This window comes from Salinarchaeum chitinilyticum (assembly GCF_055390775.1).
This window is the reverse complement of the sequence record NZ_AP043888.1, coordinates 948,551-968,916: the sequence shown is the minus strand read 5'-3', so window position 1 is coordinate 968,916 and position 20,366 is coordinate 948,551. Positions and strand designations below refer to the sequence as shown.

The 20,366-nt window shown below is 67.5% G+C and carries 21 protein-coding genes; 10 read left to right on the top strand and 11 right to left on the bottom strand.

Translation table 11 applies throughout. From position 1 onward, the window contains the following. Positions 1 to 23 precede the first annotated feature (23 nt). Positions 24 to 1,127 carry an aldo/keto reductase gene (locus tag ACZ5KP_RS04800; protein WP_460920469.1) on the top strand — a complete coding sequence of 368 codons (1,104 nt, stop codon included), beginning with the start codon at positions 24 to 26 and terminating at the stop codon, positions 1,125 to 1,127. A 95-nt stretch (positions 1,128 to 1,222) separates the two neighbouring features. Here ACZ5KP_RS04800 and ACZ5KP_RS04795 read toward each other — a convergent pair whose 3' ends face one another. Continuing rightward, the gene (locus tag ACZ5KP_RS04795) at positions 1,223 to 1,393 is read right to left on the bottom strand and encodes an HVO_0758 family zinc finger protein (RefSeq protein ID WP_460920467.1); all 171 of its coding nucleotides are present in this window, start codon (positions 1,391 to 1,393) and stop codon (positions 1,223 to 1,225) included. A gap of 207 nt (positions 1,394 to 1,600) precedes the next feature. Here ACZ5KP_RS04795 and ACZ5KP_RS04790 point away from each other — a divergent pair, with 207 nt between their 5' ends. Beyond that, the gene (locus tag ACZ5KP_RS04790) at positions 1,601 to 2,797 is read left to right on the top strand and encodes an MFS transporter (protein WP_460920465.1); all 1,197 of its coding nucleotides are present in this window, start codon (positions 1,601 to 1,603) and stop codon (positions 2,795 to 2,797) included. A 73-nt stretch (positions 2,798 to 2,870) separates the two neighbouring features. Here the strand turns inward: ACZ5KP_RS04790 and ACZ5KP_RS04785 are convergent, their stop codons facing one another. Then, on the bottom strand, positions 2,871 to 3,842 hold the full coding sequence (locus ACZ5KP_RS04785; RefSeq protein WP_460920463.1) for an aldo/keto reductase: 972 nt from the start codon (positions 3,840 to 3,842) through the stop codon (positions 2,871 to 2,873). Between the two features lie 103 nt (positions 3,843 to 3,945). After that, positions 3,946 to 4,461, bottom strand: a complete 516-nt coding sequence (locus ACZ5KP_RS04780; protein WP_460920460.1) for a GNAT family N-acetyltransferase — start codon at positions 4,459 to 4,461, stop codon at positions 3,946 to 3,948. A gap of 162 nt (positions 4,462 to 4,623) precedes the next feature. Between ACZ5KP_RS04780 and ACZ5KP_RS04775 the strand changes: the two genes are divergently transcribed. Then, positions 4,624 to 5,154 carry a universal stress protein gene (locus ACZ5KP_RS04775; protein WP_460920456.1) on the top strand — a complete coding sequence of 177 codons (531 nt, stop codon included), beginning with the start codon at positions 4,624 to 4,626 and terminating at the stop codon, positions 5,152 to 5,154. 40 nt (positions 5,155 to 5,194) lie between these two features. Here the strand turns inward: ACZ5KP_RS04775 and citE are convergent, their stop codons facing one another. From citE to glmS, 5 genes are read right to left on the bottom strand one after another with little or no spacing between them, the layout of a single operon-like run. Continuing rightward, a complete protein-coding gene (gene citE / locus ACZ5KP_RS04770) occupies positions 5,195 to 6,334 on the bottom strand; it encodes an L-malyl-CoA/beta-methylmalyl-CoA lyase (RefSeq protein ID WP_460920453.1) in 1,140 nt (379 codons plus the stop codon). Continuing rightward, positions 6,331 to 7,422: a 2-methylfumaryl-CoA hydratase gene (mch, locus tag ACZ5KP_RS04765; RefSeq protein ID WP_460920450.1), complete on the bottom strand. Its 1,092-nt coding sequence runs from the start codon at positions 7,420 to 7,422 to the stop codon at positions 6,331 to 6,333. Before mch ends, citE begins: the two co-directional genes overlap by 4 nt. Continuing rightward, a complete protein-coding gene (locus ACZ5KP_RS04760; RefSeq protein ID WP_460920447.1) occupies positions 7,415 to 8,731 on the bottom strand; it encodes a methylaspartate ammonia-lyase in 1,317 nt (438 codons plus the stop codon). The genes mch and ACZ5KP_RS04760 overlap by 8 nt, the downstream gene beginning before the upstream one ends. Before the next feature lie 2 nt (positions 8,732 to 8,733). Further along, positions 8,734 to 10,167, bottom strand: a complete 1,434-nt coding sequence (locus ACZ5KP_RS04755; protein WP_460920444.1) for a methylaspartate mutase subunit E — start codon at positions 10,165 to 10,167, stop codon at positions 8,734 to 8,736. Then, the gene (gene glmS, locus ACZ5KP_RS04750; RefSeq protein WP_460920441.1) at positions 10,168 to 10,608 is read right to left on the bottom strand and encodes a methylaspartate mutase subunit S; all 441 of its coding nucleotides are present in this window, start codon (positions 10,606 to 10,608) and stop codon (positions 10,168 to 10,170) included. Positions 10,609 to 10,768: 160 nt separating this feature from the next. Between glmS and mct the strand changes: the two genes are divergently transcribed. Next, positions 10,769 to 11,968 (top strand): succinyl-CoA:mesaconate CoA-transferase, encoded by a 1,200-nt coding sequence (gene mct / locus ACZ5KP_RS04745; protein ID WP_460920438.1) that lies wholly within the window; start codon positions 10,769 to 10,771, stop codon positions 11,966 to 11,968. Positions 11,969 to 12,127: 159 nt separating this feature from the next. Here mct and ACZ5KP_RS04740 read toward each other — a convergent pair whose 3' ends face one another. After that, positions 12,128 to 12,694, bottom strand: coding sequence for a LabA-like NYN domain-containing protein (locus ACZ5KP_RS04740; RefSeq protein ID WP_460920435.1), 567 nt, complete (start codon positions 12,692 to 12,694; stop codon positions 12,128 to 12,130). Positions 12,695 to 13,020: 326 nt separating this feature from the next. Between ACZ5KP_RS04740 and nadA the strand changes: the two genes are divergently transcribed. Together nadA and ACZ5KP_RS04730 are read left to right on the top strand one after the other, a co-directional pair. After that, on the top strand, positions 13,021 to 14,151 hold the full coding sequence (gene nadA / locus ACZ5KP_RS04735) for a quinolinate synthase NadA (RefSeq protein ID WP_460920432.1): 1,131 nt from the start codon (positions 13,021 to 13,023) through the stop codon (positions 14,149 to 14,151). A gap of 2 nt (positions 14,152 to 14,153) precedes the next feature. Beyond that, positions 14,154 to 15,848 (top strand): L-aspartate oxidase, encoded by a 1,695-nt coding sequence (locus tag ACZ5KP_RS04730; protein ID WP_460920429.1) that lies wholly within the window; start codon positions 14,154 to 14,156, stop codon positions 15,846 to 15,848. 124 nt (positions 15,849 to 15,972) lie between these two features. Here ACZ5KP_RS04730 and hepT read toward each other — a convergent pair whose 3' ends face one another. After that, a complete protein-coding gene (gene hepT, locus ACZ5KP_RS04725; protein ID WP_460920426.1) occupies positions 15,973 to 16,305 on the bottom strand; it encodes a type VII toxin-antitoxin system HepT family RNase toxin in 333 nt (110 codons plus the stop codon). Continuing rightward, the gene (mntA, locus tag ACZ5KP_RS04720) at positions 16,302 to 16,727 is read right to left on the bottom strand and encodes a type VII toxin-antitoxin system MntA family adenylyltransferase antitoxin (RefSeq protein WP_460920423.1); all 426 of its coding nucleotides are present in this window, start codon (positions 16,725 to 16,727) and stop codon (positions 16,302 to 16,304) included. Before mntA ends, hepT begins: the two co-directional genes overlap by 4 nt. Positions 16,728 to 16,833: 106 nt before the next feature. Between mntA and nadC the strand changes: the two genes are divergently transcribed. The 4 genes from nadC to ACZ5KP_RS04700 all read left to right on the top strand — a co-directional run bounded on the left by nadC (position 16,834) and on the right by ACZ5KP_RS04700 (position 20,289). Next, positions 16,834 to 17,682: a carboxylating nicotinate-nucleotide diphosphorylase gene (gene nadC, locus ACZ5KP_RS04715; protein ID WP_460920420.1), complete on the top strand. Its 849-nt coding sequence runs from the start codon at positions 16,834 to 16,836 to the stop codon at positions 17,680 to 17,682. Positions 17,683 to 17,967: 285 nt separating this feature from the next. Beyond that, positions 17,968 to 19,143: a Fic family protein gene (locus ACZ5KP_RS04710; RefSeq protein WP_460920417.1), complete on the top strand. Its 1,176-nt coding sequence runs from the start codon at positions 17,968 to 17,970 to the stop codon at positions 19,141 to 19,143. Between the two features lie 186 nt (positions 19,144 to 19,329). After that, on the top strand, positions 19,330 to 19,806 hold the full coding sequence (locus ACZ5KP_RS04705) for a pyruvoyl-dependent arginine decarboxylase (RefSeq protein WP_460920414.1): 477 nt from the start codon (positions 19,330 to 19,332) through the stop codon (positions 19,804 to 19,806). Between the two features lie 87 nt (positions 19,807 to 19,893). Then, positions 19,894 to 20,289, top strand: a complete 396-nt coding sequence (locus ACZ5KP_RS04700; RefSeq protein WP_460920411.1) for a DUF5811 family protein — start codon at positions 19,894 to 19,896, stop codon at positions 20,287 to 20,289. Positions 20,290 to 20,366: the final 77 nt, after the last annotated feature.

Here is a 20,366-nt window from a genome sequence, read left to right as displayed (position 1 = left end):
CGTCTCCGTCACGAAGGCGTGGCATGGCGACGGCAAACGGCACGTGGGCGTACCGCGACCGTTTCGGCGAGGAGTTCGGTCTCACCTACTTCCGGCGTCACGGCGAGGGCGTCGTCTCCAGTATCGGGATCGGCACCTATCTCGGTGACCCGACCGACGAGGTCGACGATCGCTACCACGAGTCGATCGTCGCGGCACTCGAAGCCGGCTGCAACCTCGTCGACACCGCGATCAACTACCGCTGCCAGCGCTCGGAACGCGTCGTCGGCGACGCGCTCGCCGACGCCGACGTCGATCGCGAGGAAGTTCTCGTCGCGACGAAAGGCGGGTTCGTCCACTTCGACGGCGAACGGCCCGACGATCCCGGCCGCTACGTGCACGAAGAGTTCGTCCAGCCGGGGCTCGCCGAGGTCGACGACCTCGCCCAGGGCAGTCACTGTCTCGAGCCCGACTTCCTCGACGCGCAGCTGGATCGGTCGCTCGACAATCTCGACCTCGAGACGATCGACCTCTACTACGTCCACAACCCCGAGACGCAGCTCATGGCGCGCTCGCGCGAGGAGGTATACGACAAGCTCGAGGCCGCCTTCGAGCGGCTGGAGGAGCGTCGTGCGGCGGGCGACATCGCGGCCTACGGCGTCGCGACCTGGGACGCGTTCCGCGTCGCGACGGATCACCGCTGCTATCTCTCGCTTCCGACGGTGATCGAACGGGCCCGTCGAGCGGCAGATTCCGTCGGTGCAGAGACGACCGGGTTCCGGGCGATCCAGCTCCCCTTCAACGCCGAGATGGCGGATGCCTACACCGTCGCTGCCCACGAGGGCCCCGACGGTCCCCAATCGGCGCTGCACTTCGCGCAGGACGCCGGGCTCTCCGTGTTCGCGAGCGCGAGCATCAAGCAGGGTGACCTCGCGGCCGGCGTTCCCGAGCACGTGGCGACGCGCGTCGACGGGGACACCGACGCTCAGCGCGCGATCAACTTCGCCCGGAGCGCCCCCGGCGTGACGGCGGCGCTGGTCGGTGCCTGCAGCCGGGAGCACGCGATCGAGAACCTCCGCGCCGGCCAGTTCGATCCACTGGGGGCCGATGCCTTCGACGCCGTCTTCGCGACGGAGTCGGCCAGATAGCCGAGCGACGGGCCGACCGCAGGGCGGCCGCTACGGCGTTCGTTCGATCACGTGCGCGACGCTTCTGGGTAGCGACAGGCCACAGGAGAGCCCGATCAGTTCAGCTCCTTCCACTTCGCCCCGCAGCTGGGGCAGACCCGGATCGTCCCGACCTCGTCGGGATCGTTCTCGGATTTGAGCTCCTCCTCACAGGCCGTACAGGAGAGGCGACCGTAGTTGTCCTTCTCGAGGTCGCTGTCGCGCAGACCCTTCCTGACGGATTTCATGCCCCGTGCTACGGAGGGCCCCCTCAAAAAACCGATGCACCCGCCGGGATCGCCTCCTCTGGCGCGGTGACCAGTGGTAAACGGCCGAAGTCTGCGGATACGGGCCGTCGACGGGTTCGCGGCCGGGGCCGTCGCGCCAGTACATCCGTGATGCGTCCCCTACGATTCGAAAGGCTTGCAGTGTCGCCGTCGGTAGCCCCGGGATAGATGCCCTCCCGCCGCGTGCAGGTCTTCGGCTCGCTGTGTGCGATGGTGTTCCTCGTCAACTTCGGACGGGTTATCTTCGCGCCGCTCGTGGGGCCGCTGTCGGACGCTTTCGGCCTCAGCGGCGGCTCCATCGGGCTGATCGTCACGCTCGCGTGGCTCGGCAGCGCGGTGCCGCGCCTCCCCGCAGGCTACGCGCTGACGAAGGTCCCTCGCCACTGGGTAATTCTCGCAGCGGGCGTGACGCTCACCGTCGCCGCCATGTTGACTGCAGCGGCACCCACGCCCGCGGCCGTCGCGATTGGCGCGTTCCTCATGGGACTGGCCAGTGGCGCGTACTTCATCGCGGCCAACCCGCTCGTCTCGGAGCTGTTCCCCAACCGCGTCGGGCGGGTGCTCGGAATCCACGGTGCGGCATCACAGGTCGCCGCGGTCCTCGCGCCGCTGACGGTCTCCGCGGTGCTCGCGGTCGCAAGCTGGCGGCACGTCTTCGTCGTGGTCGCCGGTATCGCCGCGCTCGGGACGGTCGCGTTCTTCTTCGCGGCCAGGCGAGCGGAGCTCCCCGAAGCCGGCAGGGAGGACCGAGATCTGCTCGCGGCCGTCCGGCGACAGTGGCGCCTGATCCTGACCGGGGTCGTCCTCATCGGCGCGGTCGGTCTCGTCTGGAACGGCTTCTTCAACTTCTACGCGACGTATCTCGAGGACGTCAAGGGGCTCTCGAGTGGCACCGCCAACCTCATGCTCACCGTGATCTTCGCCGCCGGCGTCCCGGCCTTCTACGTCGGCGGTGGGCTCGCGGATCGCTTTCCCCACGTTCCGCTCGTCCTCGGTATCGTCACCGGGTTCTCGATCGCGCTCGTCGGGCTGACCTTCGCGGGCGGCCTTCCGGCGATCGTCGTCGTCAGCCTCGGCATGGGCTTCGTCATCCACTGTCTGTTCCCCGCGATGGACACCTACCTGCTGGACACGCTCCCCGACGCGCACCGTGCGAGCGCCTACGCCCTCTACAGTGCGACGATGATGCTGATCCAGGCGAGCGGCAGCGTCGTCATCGGCACGCTGACCGACGTCGGAGTTCCGTTCGACACCGTCTTCCGCGGGATGGCCACGATCGTTCTCGGCGTCGTCCTCCTGATGGCCGTGCTCTACGGCTTGGGACGGCTGCCCAGCGGCGGGAAAGCCAACCGGCTGGAGGCCTGAGCGGCGATCGCCGAGTTGACTGGGAAATTGCTCAGAAAACGGCTCGCATCGACGGCGGGTCTCGTCTTCGTCGCTACTCGTGCCCGTAGATCTCGACGGGCTCGTAGGGCTCCTCGAGGTACTCGACGTCGGACTCGGAGAGGTCGATCTCCACCGCCTCGACGGCCTGCTCGAGGTGTTCGACGCTCGTCGTGCCCAGGATCGGCGCGGTGACCCACTCCTTGTGGAACTGCCAGGCGAGCGCCAGCTGTGCCATCGTGACGCCCTTCTCGTCGGCGAGTTCTTCGACGCGCTCGTTGATCTCGCGGCCGGCGCCCTCGTGGTACGGCAGGCCGATCTCGTTCTTCTCGTGGTCGCCCCGCTCCGTCTCGTCGAACTCCTCGTGTGGCCGCGTGAGGTAGCCACCACCGAGCGGGCTCCAGGGCATGACGCCAATATTCTCCCGATCGCAGAGCGGGAGCATCTCGCGTTCTTCCTCCCTGTAGCTCAGATGGTAGAGGTTCTGCATCGTCTCGAACCGTGCGAGGTCGAGCCGGTCGCTCGTGTGCAACGCTTCCTGGAACTGGTGGGCGTACATCGACGACGCGCCAATGTGGCGCACCTTTCCGCGGCGGACGGCGTCGTCGAGCGCGCGTAGCGTCGTCTCGATCGGCGTGTCGTAGTCCCACCGGTGGATCTGGTAGAGGTCGACGGTGTCCATCCCGAGCCGATCGAGGCTGTGCTCCAGTTCCTGCTCGATCGTCTTCCGGGAGAGCCCCTCCGCGTTGCGGTGCTCGCTGGCACCCGGCCAGCGCACCTTGGTGGCGACCGTGAGGCGGTCGCGGTCGTACTCGGAGAGCACGTCGCCGAGGATCGCCTCGCTCTCGCCGCTGCTGTAGACGTTCGCGGTGTCGAAGAAGGTGATTCCGAGGTCGAGGGCTCGCTCGATGATCTCCCTGGACTCGTCCTCGTCGAGCATCCAGTCGTCCTGGCTGCCGAAGCTCATGCAGCCAAGACAGATCTTCGAGACCTCCATCCCGGTCGAACCGAGCGTCGTATACTCCATGCCGCGGCCTTCCGGTGCCGGGCTCAAATACTCCCCGCCAACCCCCGCGGACTGCCGGATCGTCGCGAGAGCGGCCGGCCACGGCGGCGTCTCGCCGGGCGAATCACTCGAGGCCGACCCGGTAGATCACGTGCTCGAAGGACTCGCCGCCGACCGTCGCCGCCACCGTCTCCTCGGCGACCAGCCCGTTCGTCTCGAGGAAGGCACGCGCGCGATCGTTGTCGGCGAGCACGCGCGTCGAGATGCCGTCGATCATCGGCGGGAGTCGGTCGATCGCCGTGCCCAGCAGCGTCGAGCCGACCCCGTCCCGCCAGTGCGCCGGATCGACGGTGAGATCGACGATCTCGCCCTCGATACCCTGGACGAACGACGACGTGTCGCCGTACCGTGCCCTGACGAACCCGATCACGGCGTCGTCCTCCACCGCCGTCGCGAAGGGGCCCGGTTCGGACGTGATCTCCCGCCGCAGCGACTCCAGCGCGTCGTCGTCGGTCGGCCGGAGCTGTGATTCGATGACGTCCTGGGGAACGATACCGCGGAAGCCGACCCGCCAGGTCCGGTTGTGGACCTCCCTCGCTCCCCGGAGGTCGTCGAGCCGTTTCTTCCGACGAATCTCCATACGGCGCCCTGATTCGCTCGCGGACCGGATGGACGTTTCGATCCGGGGCGTCCGGGCGGTCCGCCGGTCGAGCGGAGCGCCGGTCGTGGGACGAGCTGTGGTTACTACCTAGGTAATCAAGTGTGGCCAACGTTTATCCGCTTCGCCCGTGACCATCTGCCAATGACGACGAACGACCACGTATCGAGCGACGAGCTCGACGGAGATCGGATTCGGATCGCGGACGGGGGATCGACCGGGCTGACCGTCCTCGTGGCGGTGAGCGGCACGGACGCGCCACGCGCCGAACTGCTCGCCGAGGCCGTCGCCGACCTGGCCGGCCCGCTCCTCGAACGGGTGTACGTCGCCCAGGTCTTCACGCCCGAGGAGTTCGACGCCGCCGTGGACCGGCTCAACTTCGACCCAGACGCGCCGCCCGAGCCCGCTGCGGTCGCACGGCGATCGACCGCCGTCCGCGACATCACGGAGCTGCTGGAGGACGCGGTCGACGCCGGCACCACCTCGATTGACGTCCGCGGCGCCGTCACGGAGGACGTCGGCGAGGCGATCGTCGACCTCGCCGCAGACGTCGGTGCCGACCGCATTCTCGTGGGCGGCCGCAAACGCTCTCCCGCCGGGAAGGCCGTCTTCGGGAGCACGGCCCAGCACGTCCTGCTCAACGCCGAACAGCCCGTGACCTTCGTCCGGGACTGAGTTCGGGCGTCGGCCGTTAGCCCGGTTTCGGCGCGTCCGGTCAGCGTAGTTCGACCGAATGGGCCCGATCGATCAGTGCCGCGTCGTAGACCGCCTCGGCCTGCTCGGGCTGCCGGTCCGCGATCGCCCGGGCCGTCGACACGGTGTTCTGAAAGTTCTTCAGCGTCGCTTCGTCGACCATCTGCCCGTCGATGCTCACCGCACCGGTTCCCGCCGCCTTCGCCGCGTCGAACCGCTCGATCTTCTCGACGTCGCGCTGGAGTTCCGACGGCGTGGGCATGTGGATCCGGTTGGCCTGCGTCGTCTGCTTGGGATGGAGCGACCACGAGCCGTCGAGGCCGACCGCCGCCTCCCGTTCGACCTGTGCGGCGTACTCCGGGGCGTTGTAGTAGCTGACCCCCGCACGCTCGGCGAACAACCGGTCGAACGGGCCGCCGACGGCGACGATGCCGTTCGCCGAGGCCTCGTTCGAGAGGGCCTCCAGCAGCGCGGGCCAGGCGGAGCGGTCGCCGTCGCGGGATCGCCCGCCAAGCTCCGCGGTGTAATCGACGGGGCCGAAGACGAGGGCAGCGAGCCGGCCGTCGTCGTTGTCGCCGTCGCCATCACTGCCGCCGTCGCCATCACCGCCGCCGCTACCGCCGCTGTCCCCCCGGCCCAGCATCGCGATCTCCCGGAGGTCCGATCGTGCCGCTGCGGTCTCGACGATCAGTGCGACCTCGATCGAGCCGTCGGCGAGGCCGTACTCGCGCTCGGCGTCGGCGACGGTCGTCAGCGCCGCCTCGACGTCGGCGACGCGGCCGACCTTCGGCACGACGATGCCGTCGACGTGCTCGCCGGCGGCCCCCAGGATACGATCGATCTGCTCGCGGCCGCGTTCGGCCGTCGACGGTGCGTCGTAGGCCCACTCGACTCTGGGGAAGATCTCGCCGCGAAAGTCTGGCGCGTACTCCGGGAGGAGTTCGAGGAGGTTCTCGACGCCCTCGGCTTTCTTCGCCGGCGCGGTGCCGTCCTCGAGGTCTGGCACGAGCCAGTCGGGCGCTTCGAACCCGGACGCGGTGAGGCCCGAGCGGAGGTACTTCGCGGTGTCGTCGCCGGCCACCGCGACCGGTGCTGTCTGGAACGTTCGGCAGAGTCGCTGTGTCATCGGTTCTCGTGTGGAGTGTGTGGATGCGTCGGTCATCGCCCGTCCCTCCGCTCGATTTGTGCGGTCCGTCGTCCGGAGTAGACCGGCCGCCGGTCCTGGTCGAAGGCGACGTGCTCGAAGGTCACCTCGCCGACGTGGGGCGGTCCCGGATCGCCGTCCGCCGCGAGCACGCGAGTGAACCCGTAGATCGTGTCGCCGATGGTGACGAAGTCGTGGAACCGCTCGGCCGTCGCGCTGACCTCGCGACAGGTCGCCTCGTCGGAGCGCGCGTGGCCCAGCGCCGTCGAGCGGGTAACGTCCCCGTAGGCGACGATTTCGCCGCTTGGGGAGTCCCGCATCGACGCCGCGTCGTGGTGCTGGCGGGCAGTGTTGAGCGTCGCGAGCGGCAGTTCGGTGACGGTGACGGCGTCCATCGTCCGGCCGCGGTCGTGGCGATATGCGACGGCCGCGTCAGGGCGGTCGGCAGCGGCGTCCATGGCCTCGGCGAACGCCTCGAAGTACTCGCCGTCCGGGGCGAGGAGGGTCTCGGGGACGTCCGGAGCGTCGTCCTCGGAACGGTCGTCGCGATCGGCGGACGACGTCCCCTCGCGCGCTTCGGCGCCCGCTTCGACCGGGTCGCGACGCGGGACCATGTTCGTCCGTTCGTACGAACAGAGCAGGTCTCCGCTCGCGACGTCGACGCCGCGGGTCTCCCAGGTCACGATACCGTAGTTCGGCCGGGAGCCGGAGGGCCGGGTCGCCAGCACCGTCGACTCGACGCGCAGTTCGGTGCCGGCGTACACCGCATCCCGCGGAAAGGTCACGTCGTCGCGGCCGAGGAAGTACCCGCCCTTCTCCGAGAGGGCTTCGACGCTGGGGCCCATCGTCGCGGCGAGCAGGTAGTCCGGGTGGATCGGCGGCTCGTCGAACCCCCGGTCCCGCGCGGCGTCGGGCCGCCAGTACGCGGGGTCGTGGTTCAGGGTCTGGCTCGTCCACCGCTCGGCGGCGTGGCGAGTGAGCCGGAGCCCGGGCTCGTGCTCGATCGTCTCGCCCTCGACGAACGACTCGAAGTAGGTGCCTTTCTCGCGGGTCCCCGCCCGGTCGAGCGCCGCGCGAAACGTCTCGGGGTCGGTCCAGTCAGTCATCGGAATCACCTGCCGGGGTCGCGGGGCCGGGCGTCGCGCCGCTGCCGCCGGCGCGGTACCGTTCGCTGCGGGCGAGCGCCCGCCGCATCTCGTTGGTCACGAGCATGTACCCCTCGTCGAACCCCATCCCGGGTTTCGCGAGCACTTGCGCGGCGTCGGTCGCCAGCGCGACGTGGGCGCAGGCCCGCGCCGACGTGGCGGTCTCGTTGCAGGTGCCCCCGAGATACGCGCGGACGTCGGTGTCAGCACAGTAGCGGACCGCCGCCGCCGAGCGCTGGATCCCGCCGAGGTCGGGCGTCTTGACTTGGACGACGTCGGCGGCGCCGGCGTCGACGAACGCCCGGACGTCCTCGAGCGTGTTGCACCACTCATCGGCGACGAGATCGACCGGAACGCCGGCGCCGCCGAGCGCGTCGCGGAGGGTGGCCATGTGCTCGATCTGTCCCGCGCGGCTGCCGGCGTCCATCGGCCCCTCGACCTGGAGCGGGTACGGCGCCGCGGCCGCGGCGAGGGCTTCGAAGTACTCGACGACCGCACCGCGGTCGTACGGCGGGCCGAAGATTTCGCCGAGGATGCCGTAGACGTCGACGTGGAAGCGCGGCCGGTACTCGTCGGTGCCGAGCGCGTCGGTCCGATCGGCGAGCCACTCCAGATAGTCGAGCAGCGCCTCGCCCTCCACGCCGACCTTCTCGACGCTGTTGAAGAGGCCGTGGGGCAGGACGCCAACCCGCTTCAGGAGCATCTTCTCGGCGTTCGTCCGCCGGTCGTCGCCGGACTGGCCGAAGACGGGGATCGGACGCCGTGCCGGCTCGCTCCCGACGGCGTCGGCGACGACGGCCGTCTTCGTGACGCCGCGCGTCGTCGCGGCCGCGTCGAGGAGCGCCTGGGAGACGCCGTAGCGGACGGCGGTGTGGAGTCGGTCGCCGCCCGAGCGTTCGGCGGGCAGCTCCTCAATGGCACTCGCGAGGTCGTCGAACTCGGCGGGATTTCGGCCCACCAGCTCGTCCGCGACCGGCTCCTCGACGACGGGCCGGTACTCCCCGGCGCGGAACAGCGGGTCCCGGCCACCGGCACCGGCGTACTGCACGGCCGCGCAGTCGCCGGTCGCAACCGTGCCGTCGGCCAGTTCGAGTTCGACTGTCAGCGCCTCGCCAGCCTCGCGGATCCGCTCGAACCCCGCCGTCACTGGCTCCCCGTCGTAGGCGAAGCCGTCGCGGTCGGCGCCCCGCTTGATCGCGCGCTGGTCGTCGGCGTAGAACCCCGTCACCGTCGGGATCGCGTGGACGGCGACGATGGGATTCCCGGTCATCGCTAGTCGCCCTCCGTGGGCCGGCCGATCAGCCGCCCGTCGCTGATCGCGTCGACGTCGTCGGCGACCATCTTGAAGGAGCGATCCCGGCCCTCGGTGTCGGCGCGGGCCGCCAGGCGGTTCTCGTGGATCTCCCGGACGTCCGCGGAGAGTGCGAGGTCGCCGAACTCCAGGATCCGGACGCGGCCGTCGTCGTCGCGGGCCGGCAGGACGGCGCCCTGCGCGCTCTCGGAGGGCGCGAAGGGCACGTCGAGGGCGCCGGTTTCGAAGGCCCGGACGGTGCCCCGGGCGACGTCGCCGTCGCCGCAGTCGATCGCGGCCTCGATCAGCTCGCGGGAGGACTTCTGGATCAGGTTCAGTTCGCGATCGACGCCCTGGAGCCGGACGTCCTGCTCGAGCAGCATGTCGATCAGCTGGCGGGTCGTCCGGAGGCCGGCCGCGTTGGCCTCCCGCGTCGGGACGCCCGCGAACTCCTGGGGCGACTTGGTGATGACCTTGTCCGGCTCGGCGATCGCGGCGGTGGCCGCGCCCAGCCCGATCACGGCGTTGGCGCGGGCCTCGTCCGGGGGAAAGCCGCCCATCCACTCGTGGAAGACGATCGTGACGCGGACGGGATCGGGCAGGTACTCCTCGCCCAGCGAGCGCAGCGCGTGGAGCGCGGCGACGTCCTGGACGAGGTTGCCGACCTGGCCGTAGCCGAGCGTGATCGAGCGGACGCCCTGCGTCGCGGCGAGCATCCCCTCGATCACCATCACGGCGATGGCGATACAGGGGGGGACGAGCGTGCCCGTCAGCGGGCCGAACGGCTCGCGATTGATCCGGACGCCCCGCTCGGTGTAGGCACCGGCGAGGCGGTCGACGTACTGCCACTGCTCGATTGTGGTCGCGAGGTCCCGCTCCTTCGTGTAGGGGATGTTGTAGGAGATCGGGCCGCCCTCGAAGCTCTGGAACCCGCCGGCGTAGGTGATCGCGGCGAGCAGGCGGGCGTCGGGGGTGCCGTGGCGGACCTCGATCGGCGCGTCGAGTGCGGTGATCAGTTCGCGACAGCCCTCGACGCCGTGGTTGACCGCGGGGAACCCGTTGAGGGTGTCCTCGCCGGACTCGCGGGCGTCCTCGAGCCCCGCCTGGGCCGTCTCGTACTCGTTGTCGCGCGTGTAGGAGTCGATGGTCGTCGGGAGCAGGTCGGCCCCGCCCTCGTCCTGCAAGTGGCGCAGAAGCTCGATCTGGTCGTCGAGCCTCGGGACCCCGGCGCGTGGCTGGAGGAGCGGGGCGTCGGCGGACTCGAGGACCGCGGCGAACCGCTTCCCGTCGGGCAGGGACTCGTGGAACCGGATCGCCGCCTCGAGATCCACGTCCGCGCCGGTCGTCCAGCCGCTCCGGACCTGCTCGTCGATGCGCCGCAGCTCGGCGTCGGCGAGCCGCTCGTCGGTGACCATCTACGTGGACACCCGGCTGCGGTCCGTCTCGGTCTCCGCGAGCCCGAGGTCCCGTCGCAGCGCGACGATCGCCTCCTCGGGATCGGTCTCGGCGTCGAAGACCCGATCGAACCCCATCCGCTCGAAGCGCTCGCGGATCGCCTCGTGGTCGGCTTGCCCAACGGCGAGGTTGCCGCCGACGTAGGTCGCGGGCTCGATCCCGCGTTCCGCGAGCGCCTCGTGGAGCCCGTCACAGTCACGCTCGGCGTGCCCGTACAGCGAGGAGACGAGCACGGCGTCGGCGTCGGCCGCAGCTGCGGCCGTTACGAACTCGTCCTGGGCGGTCTGGACGCCCAGGTTGCGAACGTCGAAGCCGGCTGCCTCCAGCGCCTGTTCGAGGATCGTGATGCCGACGGCGTGCGCGTCGGATCCGATCACGCCGAGGATGACTGTCGTCGTCATGCGGTATCGGGTGGTCAACGGAGCGCACAATAAATGTAACGAACGATAATGATAATATTCTTTAAGGCGGTTTAGTGTGGTTGCATACCACACTCTCCGCACCGCATCTATAATGAACTTTTAGGCAAGATATTAGCCGTCGCCGCCGGTTCGAACCTCCATGGGTGCGCTCTCGGACCTCCGGGTCCTCGACCTCACGCAGGTGCTCGCCGGACCGTACTGCACGATGCTCCTCGCGGACATGGGCGCGGACGTGGTGAAGGTCGAGCGACCGGGCGGCGACCTCATCCGGGACAATCCGCCGTTCGCGACCGACTCCGACGCCGAGCCCTACGGGGGCTACTTCCAGAGCGTGAACCGCGGCAAGCGATCGCTCGAACTGGACCTCGGCGACGGGGACGACCGCGCGGACTTCCTCCGCCTCGTCGAGACCGCCGACGTCGTCGTCGAGAACTACCGCGCGGGCACGATGGAGTCCTTCGATCTCGAACTCGAGACTCTGCGCGAGCACAACCCCCAGCTGATCTACAGCTCGATCCGCGGGTTCGGCGATCCTCGCACCGGCGAGAGCCCGCGGCAGGGCCAGCCCTCTTTCGACCTGATCGCTCAGGCGCTCGGCGGCGTCATGTCGATCACCGGCCAGCCCGACGGCCCGCCGACGAAGGTCGGGCCCGGCATCGGAGACCTGTTCACCGCGGTCCTGAACTGCGTCGGCATCCTCACCGCCGTCCACCACCGCGAGCGCACCGGCGAGGGCCAGCACGTCGACACCGGCATGTACGACGCGATGATCTCGCTGTGCGAGCGAGCGATCTACCAGCACTCCTACACCGGCGAGGTGCCGGGCCGGCGCGGCAACAGCCACCCGACGCTGTTCCCCTACGACGCCTTCGAGACCGCCGACGGCCACGTCGTCATCGCGGCCTTCGGCGACGGTCACTGGACGGCGCTCTGCCGGGCGATGGGCCGCCCCGACCTCGCCGCCGAGTACGATTCCGGGGAGGCGCGGATGGCGAATCGCGAGGAGCTTCGGGCGGCGATCGCCGAGTGGACCGCGAACCGGGGAACCGGGACCGTCGTCGACGCGCTCGCGGGCGACGTGCCCGCCGCACCGGTCCAGGACACGGCGGATGTCTTCGAGGACGAGCACGCCCACGCCCGCGAGATGTTACGGGAGGTCGAGCAGCCCGGCGCGGATCGCGACGTGACCATCGCCGGCTCGCCGATCAAGCTCTCCGCGACGATGCCCGAGCCCGGCGGGCGCGCGCCCCTGCTGGACGAACACCGAGAGGAACTGCTCGGCGAGGGATGGGATCGGACCGGCCCGTCCGCGCCCGGCGAAGCCGTGGAGAACGACTGATCACCTCTAGTACGTCGATCTTCCAGCTTGTGACCAGAACCCGACGTAACGAGAAGGCTTATTGTGCGGTCGCCTTTTAGATAGGAATGCAATTTACCTCTGCAGGGGTCGGGCGAACGCCTACCCTTCCGGGTCGGGGTGTACAACCCCGGACTCCTGCTAATTACCCTTCCCAGAATCGTCCAACTCGATGGCATCCGCAACCTCCTCGAGTGCAGTGTATTCGTCGGCAACCGATTTGAGGTCTCCAGAGATCTGTGACTCGAAGCTCGCCACCTCCACGATCTTTCCCTCGTTCTGAACGTATCGAATGGGGCGTTCGAAGTCTGCATCGCCCGTAACGACGATTGCTACTTCGTACGAATCGTTGAATCCCTGCGCGATCAGTTCCGTTGCGAGCCCGATGTCGTCTCCTTTCGCAACGAAGGTACCGTCACGTTCCCGAAGGGGTTTCGCATCCACCCGGTAGCCGTTGCGTCTGAGGAACCGGAAGAACCCTTGCTTGTCGGAGAGGTCCTTCCCGTCTTCGGCTGCCTGCTCGATCTGTCCTTGCGTGTAGAATGCGTCGAACCAGTAGCCCCTGATCAGGTCTCGTTGGGCGGCCAGTTCCTCCTGCAGTGCAACGGCGTCGACTCGGTACTCCGAATCCCGGTCCTTACCGAAGTTCTTCGCGCCAAAAGTGAGATTCTGCGCGTCCACGAAAAGCATCGCCTTCTTCCCGACCATCGTTACTATCCGGTAGCGGAGTATCGTACTTAAACAAGTGGATGCCCCGGTGAAAGTGGAGGTTGGCCCATCAGGCCCCGATACCGGTGTATTTGGGATCTCACTACTCACGCAAACGTGGCATCGACACGGTGTCGAGGAGCCGAGCAGATGGACTTAATCGATCAGGACCGCCTTCCTGCCGATTCGGCTGCTGAGAAGGCTTTCTCCGGCCAGTGTTGCCGGTAAATAGGCGATTACTCCACCGAAGCCGCCGATTGAAGGCAAAATGTTTTCAATACCTGCTTCCGAAGTACGACCACCCAGGTGACCACGGAGTGCCACGGATGGAAACCGCCGACATCGAGACGGACCTGAGCCTGTTCAAGTACGACAACCTCGAGCAGCTCCCGGACAGCTACCGCGAGCTCGAGGCCGAGGACCGGACGGCCCGCATCGAGTCGGCGCTCGCCGAACTCGGTGACGACGTCGTGGTGCTGGGCCACAACTACCAGCGCAAGGAGATCGTCGAACACGCCGACTTCATCGGCGACTCCTACCAGCTCTCGAAGGAGGCCGCGAACTCCGCCGCCGAGTACGTGATCTTCGGCGGCGTCACGTTCATGGCCGAAACTGCGGACGTCATCACCGACGACGACCAGACGGTGATCCTTCCGAGCATGGAGGCCTCCTGCCCGATGGCGGGCATGGCCGAGGCACTCCAGGTCGACGCGGCGTGGGCGGAGATCACCGCCGCGGCCGGCGACAAGGACATCGTTCCGATCACCTACATGAACTCCTACGCGGATCTGAAGGCGTTCACCGCCGAACACGGCGGCGCGATCTGTACCTCCTCGAACGCCTCCGACGTCTTCGAGTGGGCCCTGGAGAAGGGCGACGCCGTCCTCTTCATGCCCGACAAGTACCTCGGCATCAACACCGCCCACGACCTCGGCCTCGAAGATTCGGCCGTGGCGTGGGACCCGTGGGATCCCGAGGGCACCGACGCCGCGGAGGCCGCCGAGGCCGAGATCATCCTCTGGGAGGGCTACTGCCAGGTGCACGAGCGGTTCCGCGAGTCCCACATCGAGGAAATTCGCGAAGAGCGCCCCGACGTCAACGTCGTCGTCCACCCCGAGTGCCGCCGCGAGGTCGTCGAGGCCGCCGACGTCGTCGGTTCCACGAGCACGATCACCGAGACGGTTGCGAACGCCGATCCCGGCGACGCGTGGGCGATCGGCACGGAGATCCACCTCGCCAAGCACCTCGACCGCTGGTACCCAGAGGTGGAGGTGCTGCCGCTGTGTGGCGACGCCTGCATGGACTGCAACGCGATGCGCCAGATCGACCCGAACTACCTCGCGTGGGTGCTCGAGGAGCTGGTCGCCGGCCGCGAGCGCAACGTGATCGAGGTGCCCGAACGGGAGGCGGAGCTCGCCGAGCTCTCCGTCCAGCGCATGCTCGACCTCGCCGAGTAACGATGGTCGAATCTCATACAGCGGACGAGCGGGACGAAGAGGTCCCCGGTGACCCCGACACCGCCGACGTACTCGTCGTCGGCTCGGGCATCGCCGGCTGTGCAGCGGCCCTCGCCGCAGCCCGCGACGGCGCGGACGTCCTGCTCGTCACGAAGGCCGAACGGCCCGAGGATGCCTCGACGGACTGGGCCCAGGGCGGCATCGCGACGACGCGGGACGACCCCGCCTCGCTGAAGGAGGACGTTATCGCCGCGAGCGACGGAACCGCCGACCCCGCCGCCGTCGACGTTCTCGTCGAGGACGCCGCCGGGGCAGTCGAGGACGTGCTCATCGACACGCTCGACGTCCCCTTCGATACCACCGATGCCGGTGACGAGGCGAGAGGCGCAGCTGACGGGGACGCCGCCACCGAGTTCGACTACGGCCAGGAGGCCGCCCACTCCGACCGCCGGATCCTCCACGTCGACGCGTCGACGGGGACCCACATCTTGCGACCGTTCCTGAACCACCTCGATGCGCGCGAGGACGTCCGGATCCGGGAGGACACCGCCGCGCTCGAGCTGATCACCCACGAGGGGCGCGTCCACGGTGCGATACTCGATTCCGCACCGGAAGGCGAGCCCGTCTACGCGGGCACGACCATTCTCGCGACGGGCGGCGTCGGTGCCTGCTATCCGCGATCGACGAACCCGCCGGACGCGACCGGCGACGGGATCGCGATGGCGGCCCTCGCCGGCGCGGACGTCGAGGACATGGAGTTCGTGCAGTTCCACCCGACGGCGTTCGATCCCGACGCGAGTGAGGACAGCGTGACGGCCGGCGCGGAGAGCGCCGGCGGCGAGGACGAGCGAGGCTCGGACATCTTCCTGCTCAGCGAGGCGCTCCGGGGCGAGGGGGCGGTCCTCCGAAACGGCGACGTCTCCGAGTCGGACGACTCGGAGGCTCGGGAGACGGAGTCTCCCGGTGGCGAGCGCTTCATGCCGGACTACCACGAGGACGCCGAGCTCGCACCACGGGACGTCGTCGCGCGCGCGGTCGACCGCGAGCGGAGCGCGACCGGCGAGGTTCGACTCGACGTGAGCCCACTCGACTTCGAGGGCGAGTTCCCCGATCTCGCCGCGCTCTGTGAAGACAACGGCGTCGACTGGACCGAGGGGATTCCCGTCGCGCCCTGCGAGCACTTCCTCTGTGGCGGGGTCGCCGTCGACGATCGGGGCCGCACGTCGCTCGATCGACTGTACGCCGTCGGCGAGTGCTCGCGGACCGGCGTCCACGGCGCGAACCGCCTCGCGTCGACCAGCCTGCTCGAGGGCCTCGTCTGGGGACTGCGAGCGGGCGAGGACGCGGTGGCGAACGGCCCCGAAGAACCGGAGGTCGTCGAGGCACCGGAGCTCCTGAACCGCGACCCCGACCTCCCCGAGCGCTTCGCCGCCGAGAAGTTCGTCCGCCTGCGTCGGGTGATGGACGAGCACGTCGGCCTCCGCCGGGAGCCAGAGGGCCTCCGCCGGGCGGCTGCAGTGCTCCGGCGCCTCAAGGGTGAGGTCGACGCGTACGTCCGAACGCGGACGGCCCGGGACCTCTACGAGCTACGTAACGCGAGCATCGTGGCGTTGCTCGTCGCGCGGGCCGCGAGCGAGCGCGAGGAGAGCGTCGGCACGCACCACGTCGTACAAGAGGAATCTGCATCCGGTGACTGAGGAAAGCGACGAGTCAGAGTGCTCCAACGTCGTCGAGATAGTCTCTGATCTCGACGAGAAAGTCCTTGTAGCGCTCGAGATCCTGGAGCGCGTCGTAGACCTGTTCGTCGTCGATCCTCGTCCCCTACTCGTGTGCGAGGACGTTCCGAAATCGACAGGCGTCGATCATCGCCGTTCCCGTCGGCTCCGAAAGTACGCCACATTCGATCAACCGACTCATCGTCGTCGAATTCGGTTTCGGGACCCGCTCGTCGAGCCCGTCCAGCAACAGCCGGGCCACGTCGATACACGCCTGGGTCATCGTTACGAACCGCCGCTCGACCACGTCGCGTTGCTCCCTGTCGTCCAGGTACGCCTCGCGAGAGATGGACTGTTTCTCTGCGAGCACGGTCAGCGATCGCTCGACGTGTTCGGCTTTGTCGACGATTCGATCCGCCCGCTCCGGAGAGATCGTCATCCGCCGAGCGCTTCCTCGACGCGTTCGATCACCGCGTCGAAACGCTTCCCGGCTGGCGGTCGGGGGTCGATTGCTGCCTCGAACCGTTCTCGATACGCGTCCGCACGCTCCTGGTCGCCGACGAGCAGTTCGCCGTCCGTGACGGCAGCACGTCCGATACGAGGCTCCAGGTCCGGCAGAATACCGAGATCGACGTCGTCTCGCTGGAGCGTCGACGAGAGATCGGACAGCAAGGACAGGCGGGCATCCAACCGATCGTCGACCTCGTCGTCGAACTCGACGGCGATGTCGACGTCGCTGTTCGGATGGGTGTTCCCTTCGACGTACGACCCGAACAGGATCGCGAGCGACACCGGGTGGTCTTCGAGGACGTGACGGATCCCATCCCGGTCGATCTCGTCGTTCGTCGCGACGTCGCTCATAGTGACGTATTGCGCCGACACCGACAAACCGATTTCGGTGGTTCGAACCTCGCTCACGTGTGACCCCTGTCGTTATATCGCCGGCGAAACCAAGCCTCAACATCAGATGATCGACCAGTCGACGATCGAACGCTGGCTCCGCGAGGACCTCGGTCACCACGACGTCACCAACGACGTGCCCGGCGAGACCGACGGCCGACTCGTCGCGACGGAGCCCGGGGTTGCTGCCGGAATCGACGCTGCTGTCGCCGTCTTCGAGTATCTCGACGTACCCGTCCGCGATCGCGTCACAGAGGGAGCCGATCTCGCAGCGAACGACGTCGTGCTCCGCGTGCAGGGCAGCGCCCAGGACGTCCTCCGAGCGGAGCGCGTCGCCGTGAACATCGCGGGGCACGCCTCCGGGATCGCGACGAAGACCGCCGCGGCCGTCGAGGCAGCAGAGACTGCCGTCGTCGGTTTCGATACGGATGCCGAGGCAGCCGGCGAGCCACCGGCGATCGCCGGCACCCGGAAGACCACGCCTGGCCTCCGCGGCGTCGAGAAGCGCGCGATCGCTGCCGGGGGTGGCGACACCCACCGCCTCGACCTCTCCCACATGGTGATGGTGAAAGACAACCACGTCGCGGAGCTCGGGATGGAGGCCGCCGTCGATCGGTTCCGGGAGCGAGCCTCGTTCGCGACGAAGATCGAGGTCGAGGTCGAGGATCCAGCGGACGCCCCGCGGGCAGCGGCGGCCGGCGCGGATATCGTCCTGCTCGACAACATGGACCCGTCGACGGTCGAGCGGGCGGTCGACCTCGTCAGCGAGTCTGCTGCGGACGCGTTACTCGAGGCCAGCGGCGGGATCACCGTCGAGACGGTTCCCGAGTACGCGACGACTGGCGTCGACGTGGTCTCGATGGGCTCGTTGACGCATTCGGCGTCGAGTCTCGACTACTCCTTCCGGACGGGATAGACTGATTTCGGTGGTTCAATTTCGCCCCGAATCCGATACGAATCGTTTCTCACCGCGAGTTAGTATTGAGGAAATTTTTTGAGCTCGAATCAGTCGGGTTCTGAGGTGGAGTGAAACGCGTAACCAACGTATCCGACCGTCTCTGGGAGTTGTATCTGCCAACACCTCACGACCCATTGAAATTCCTCTACGACAGGTCTATTTATCTATAGCCGATATATCGCTCCATCTATTCATTTAGCCCCGACAGATTAATTCATACGGGGGTCTACTGGTTGAGTATGTATGCAGCAGTCAGAACTCGATTCTAACGCTCCTGGCGAACTCATTTCGCTCGGTCGAAGGTCGTACTACAAGCCCGATCCGCTACCGCCATCCCGAGACCTCGCTCTCGGGAACGACTTCTACGAGAGGCTCTCAGACGCAACTTTTTGGCTCGGGAAACTCAGTGGAGTGAGTCTCGAACTCGATTTTCCACCAGTACTCTACACTTCACTCCTCCGTAAGGAAGCCATGGCATCCGCTGAAATCGAAGGCGCTGACGTTGACTACGACGCTCTCTACAGTCTCGAAACACGCTCATTCGATGCCGGAGAAGACGAAATCAGCGTCGAATCCACGACGGGTCAAACGAAGGATACACAGGAGGTCCTCAACTATGAGGACGCTATTCAGGATGGAATCGAGGCACTCGACCGGGGCGAAGACCTGACCGTCGAACGGCTGCACGAATTCCACGAAACGCTTCTCACTGGCGTTCCAGACGACCGCGTCGATACCGATACTCTCGGCGCATACAAGACGAACCCGAACCACATCGGTGACTTCCTACCACCCGTTCCACGCCAGGTCGACGACCTGATGGATGCGCTATTCACCTACTACAGAACTGGCGGAAGCTACCACCCGCTCGTAGACATCGCGCTCTTCCACTACCAATTCGAGACCATCCACCCGTACGGCGACGGGAACGGTCGCCTCGGTCGGCTCCTCATCACACTCCAGTTGTACGCCGCTGGCTATCTCGAACGCCCGAATCTCTATCTCAGTGAATACTTCAATCGAAACAAGCCGACGTACGTCGACCGGTTGGAGGCCGTTCGATTCGATGGCGATTGGGAAGCGTGGCTATCGTTCTTTATCGAGGGCGTCGCTCGACAGGCTCACGAGTCCGTCGACAGAACACTCTCTCTTGCCGAGCTCAGGCGTCAGTACGACGACGAATACGAGGGAAAGTCGTACACGAAGAACAAACTTGCATTGAAGCTCTTCGAACAGCCCTACGTTACGAGCAAGACTGTTCAACGGCTCTTCGACGTCAAGCAACCGACGGCGTCGCGAGCAATCAACGAACTCGTCGACGAAGGAGTCCTCGAAGAAGTGACTGGGAAGGGGCGGAACAAAGAGTATCGTGCCCGCGAAATTTTCGAGATTCTCGAGCAACCACCGCAGACCTACTGACCACGGTGGCGACGTGCCGGATGGAAATCACAGCCCGGGAGCACTGCGGAGCGAACACCCGGACCGTCTTTCTCAGGTCCAATTCCGCCCGAACCCACGTGCTCCTTCGACGACCGGATTCGAACCGTATCGCCCCAGCAGATACGAATCGAAACCCCTTCTACCGCCACGCCGTTTGCTCCAGCCATGCAGCCGATCCGGATCATCTGGGGGACCGGCCGCGGCCCCACGGCGCTCGCCGCCTACGACGCCGCCCTCGCCGAGGCCGGTGTGCACGACTACAACCTCGTGCAGCTCTCCTCCGTGATTCCGGCGGGCCCCGCGATCGAGGAGGTCGGGACGGCGCCCGATCTCGGGCCCGCCGGCGAGGGGCTCACCGTCGTCGAAGCGAGTGCTCGCGGCGATTCGGGTCCCCAGAGCGCGGTACTCGCGTGGGCGCGATCCCCCGAGGGACCTGGCGTGTTCTACGAGGCTGGCGAGTCCGAGCCGGCCGACGAAGTCCAGGCGGAGGCGAAGGCCGGCATCGAGGCCGGTCTCGACCTCCGCGATCGCGAGTACGGCGAGCCACGGTTCCGGACGGTCTCCATCGACGCCGACAGTGCGGAGGGGTACGCGGCCGCGGTCGCGATCGCCGCGTACGGGGAGAGCGAACCGCTGTTGTAGGGGCTCTCGGCCGAGTTTCTCGTCCCATCCGTTGCCCCAGCCGAACCCTTTAACAGGCGTCCCCACTTATAGGATTCCCAGACCCAAATGAACGGAAACACGCCGTACGCAGGGCAGCCGGGCACCACCCAGGCCGGCAAGCGTACCAACGCCGACCTCGTCGATCTCAGCCGCGAGGAGAAGCGGCGGTTCCGTCAGGACGTCTCCCGCATCGCCGCCCGCACGCGCGAGTTCCTCCCCGACGAGTACGCCATCGACGCCGACGTGAGCCACAGCGCCGGTGGCCCCCAGGCCCGCGTCGCGGTCCAGCCCCCGATCGGCCACCCGGTCACGGCGGGCTTCACCCCCAACGAGGAGGACTTCGAGGCCGAACAGATCGTCGACGACGAGGACTGCGACGAGGTCGCACGCGGCCTCGCTGCCTCCGCAGCGCTGCAGGTCAAGCAGGCCGTCGCCGACAACGTCACGCCGACCGCGCGGTAGGTCGCTTTTTCGCGTTCTGGTGGCACTGACCCATCCGCCCCGGGTTCGGCCCAACTCTCGCCCCGTCTCGATTCCCG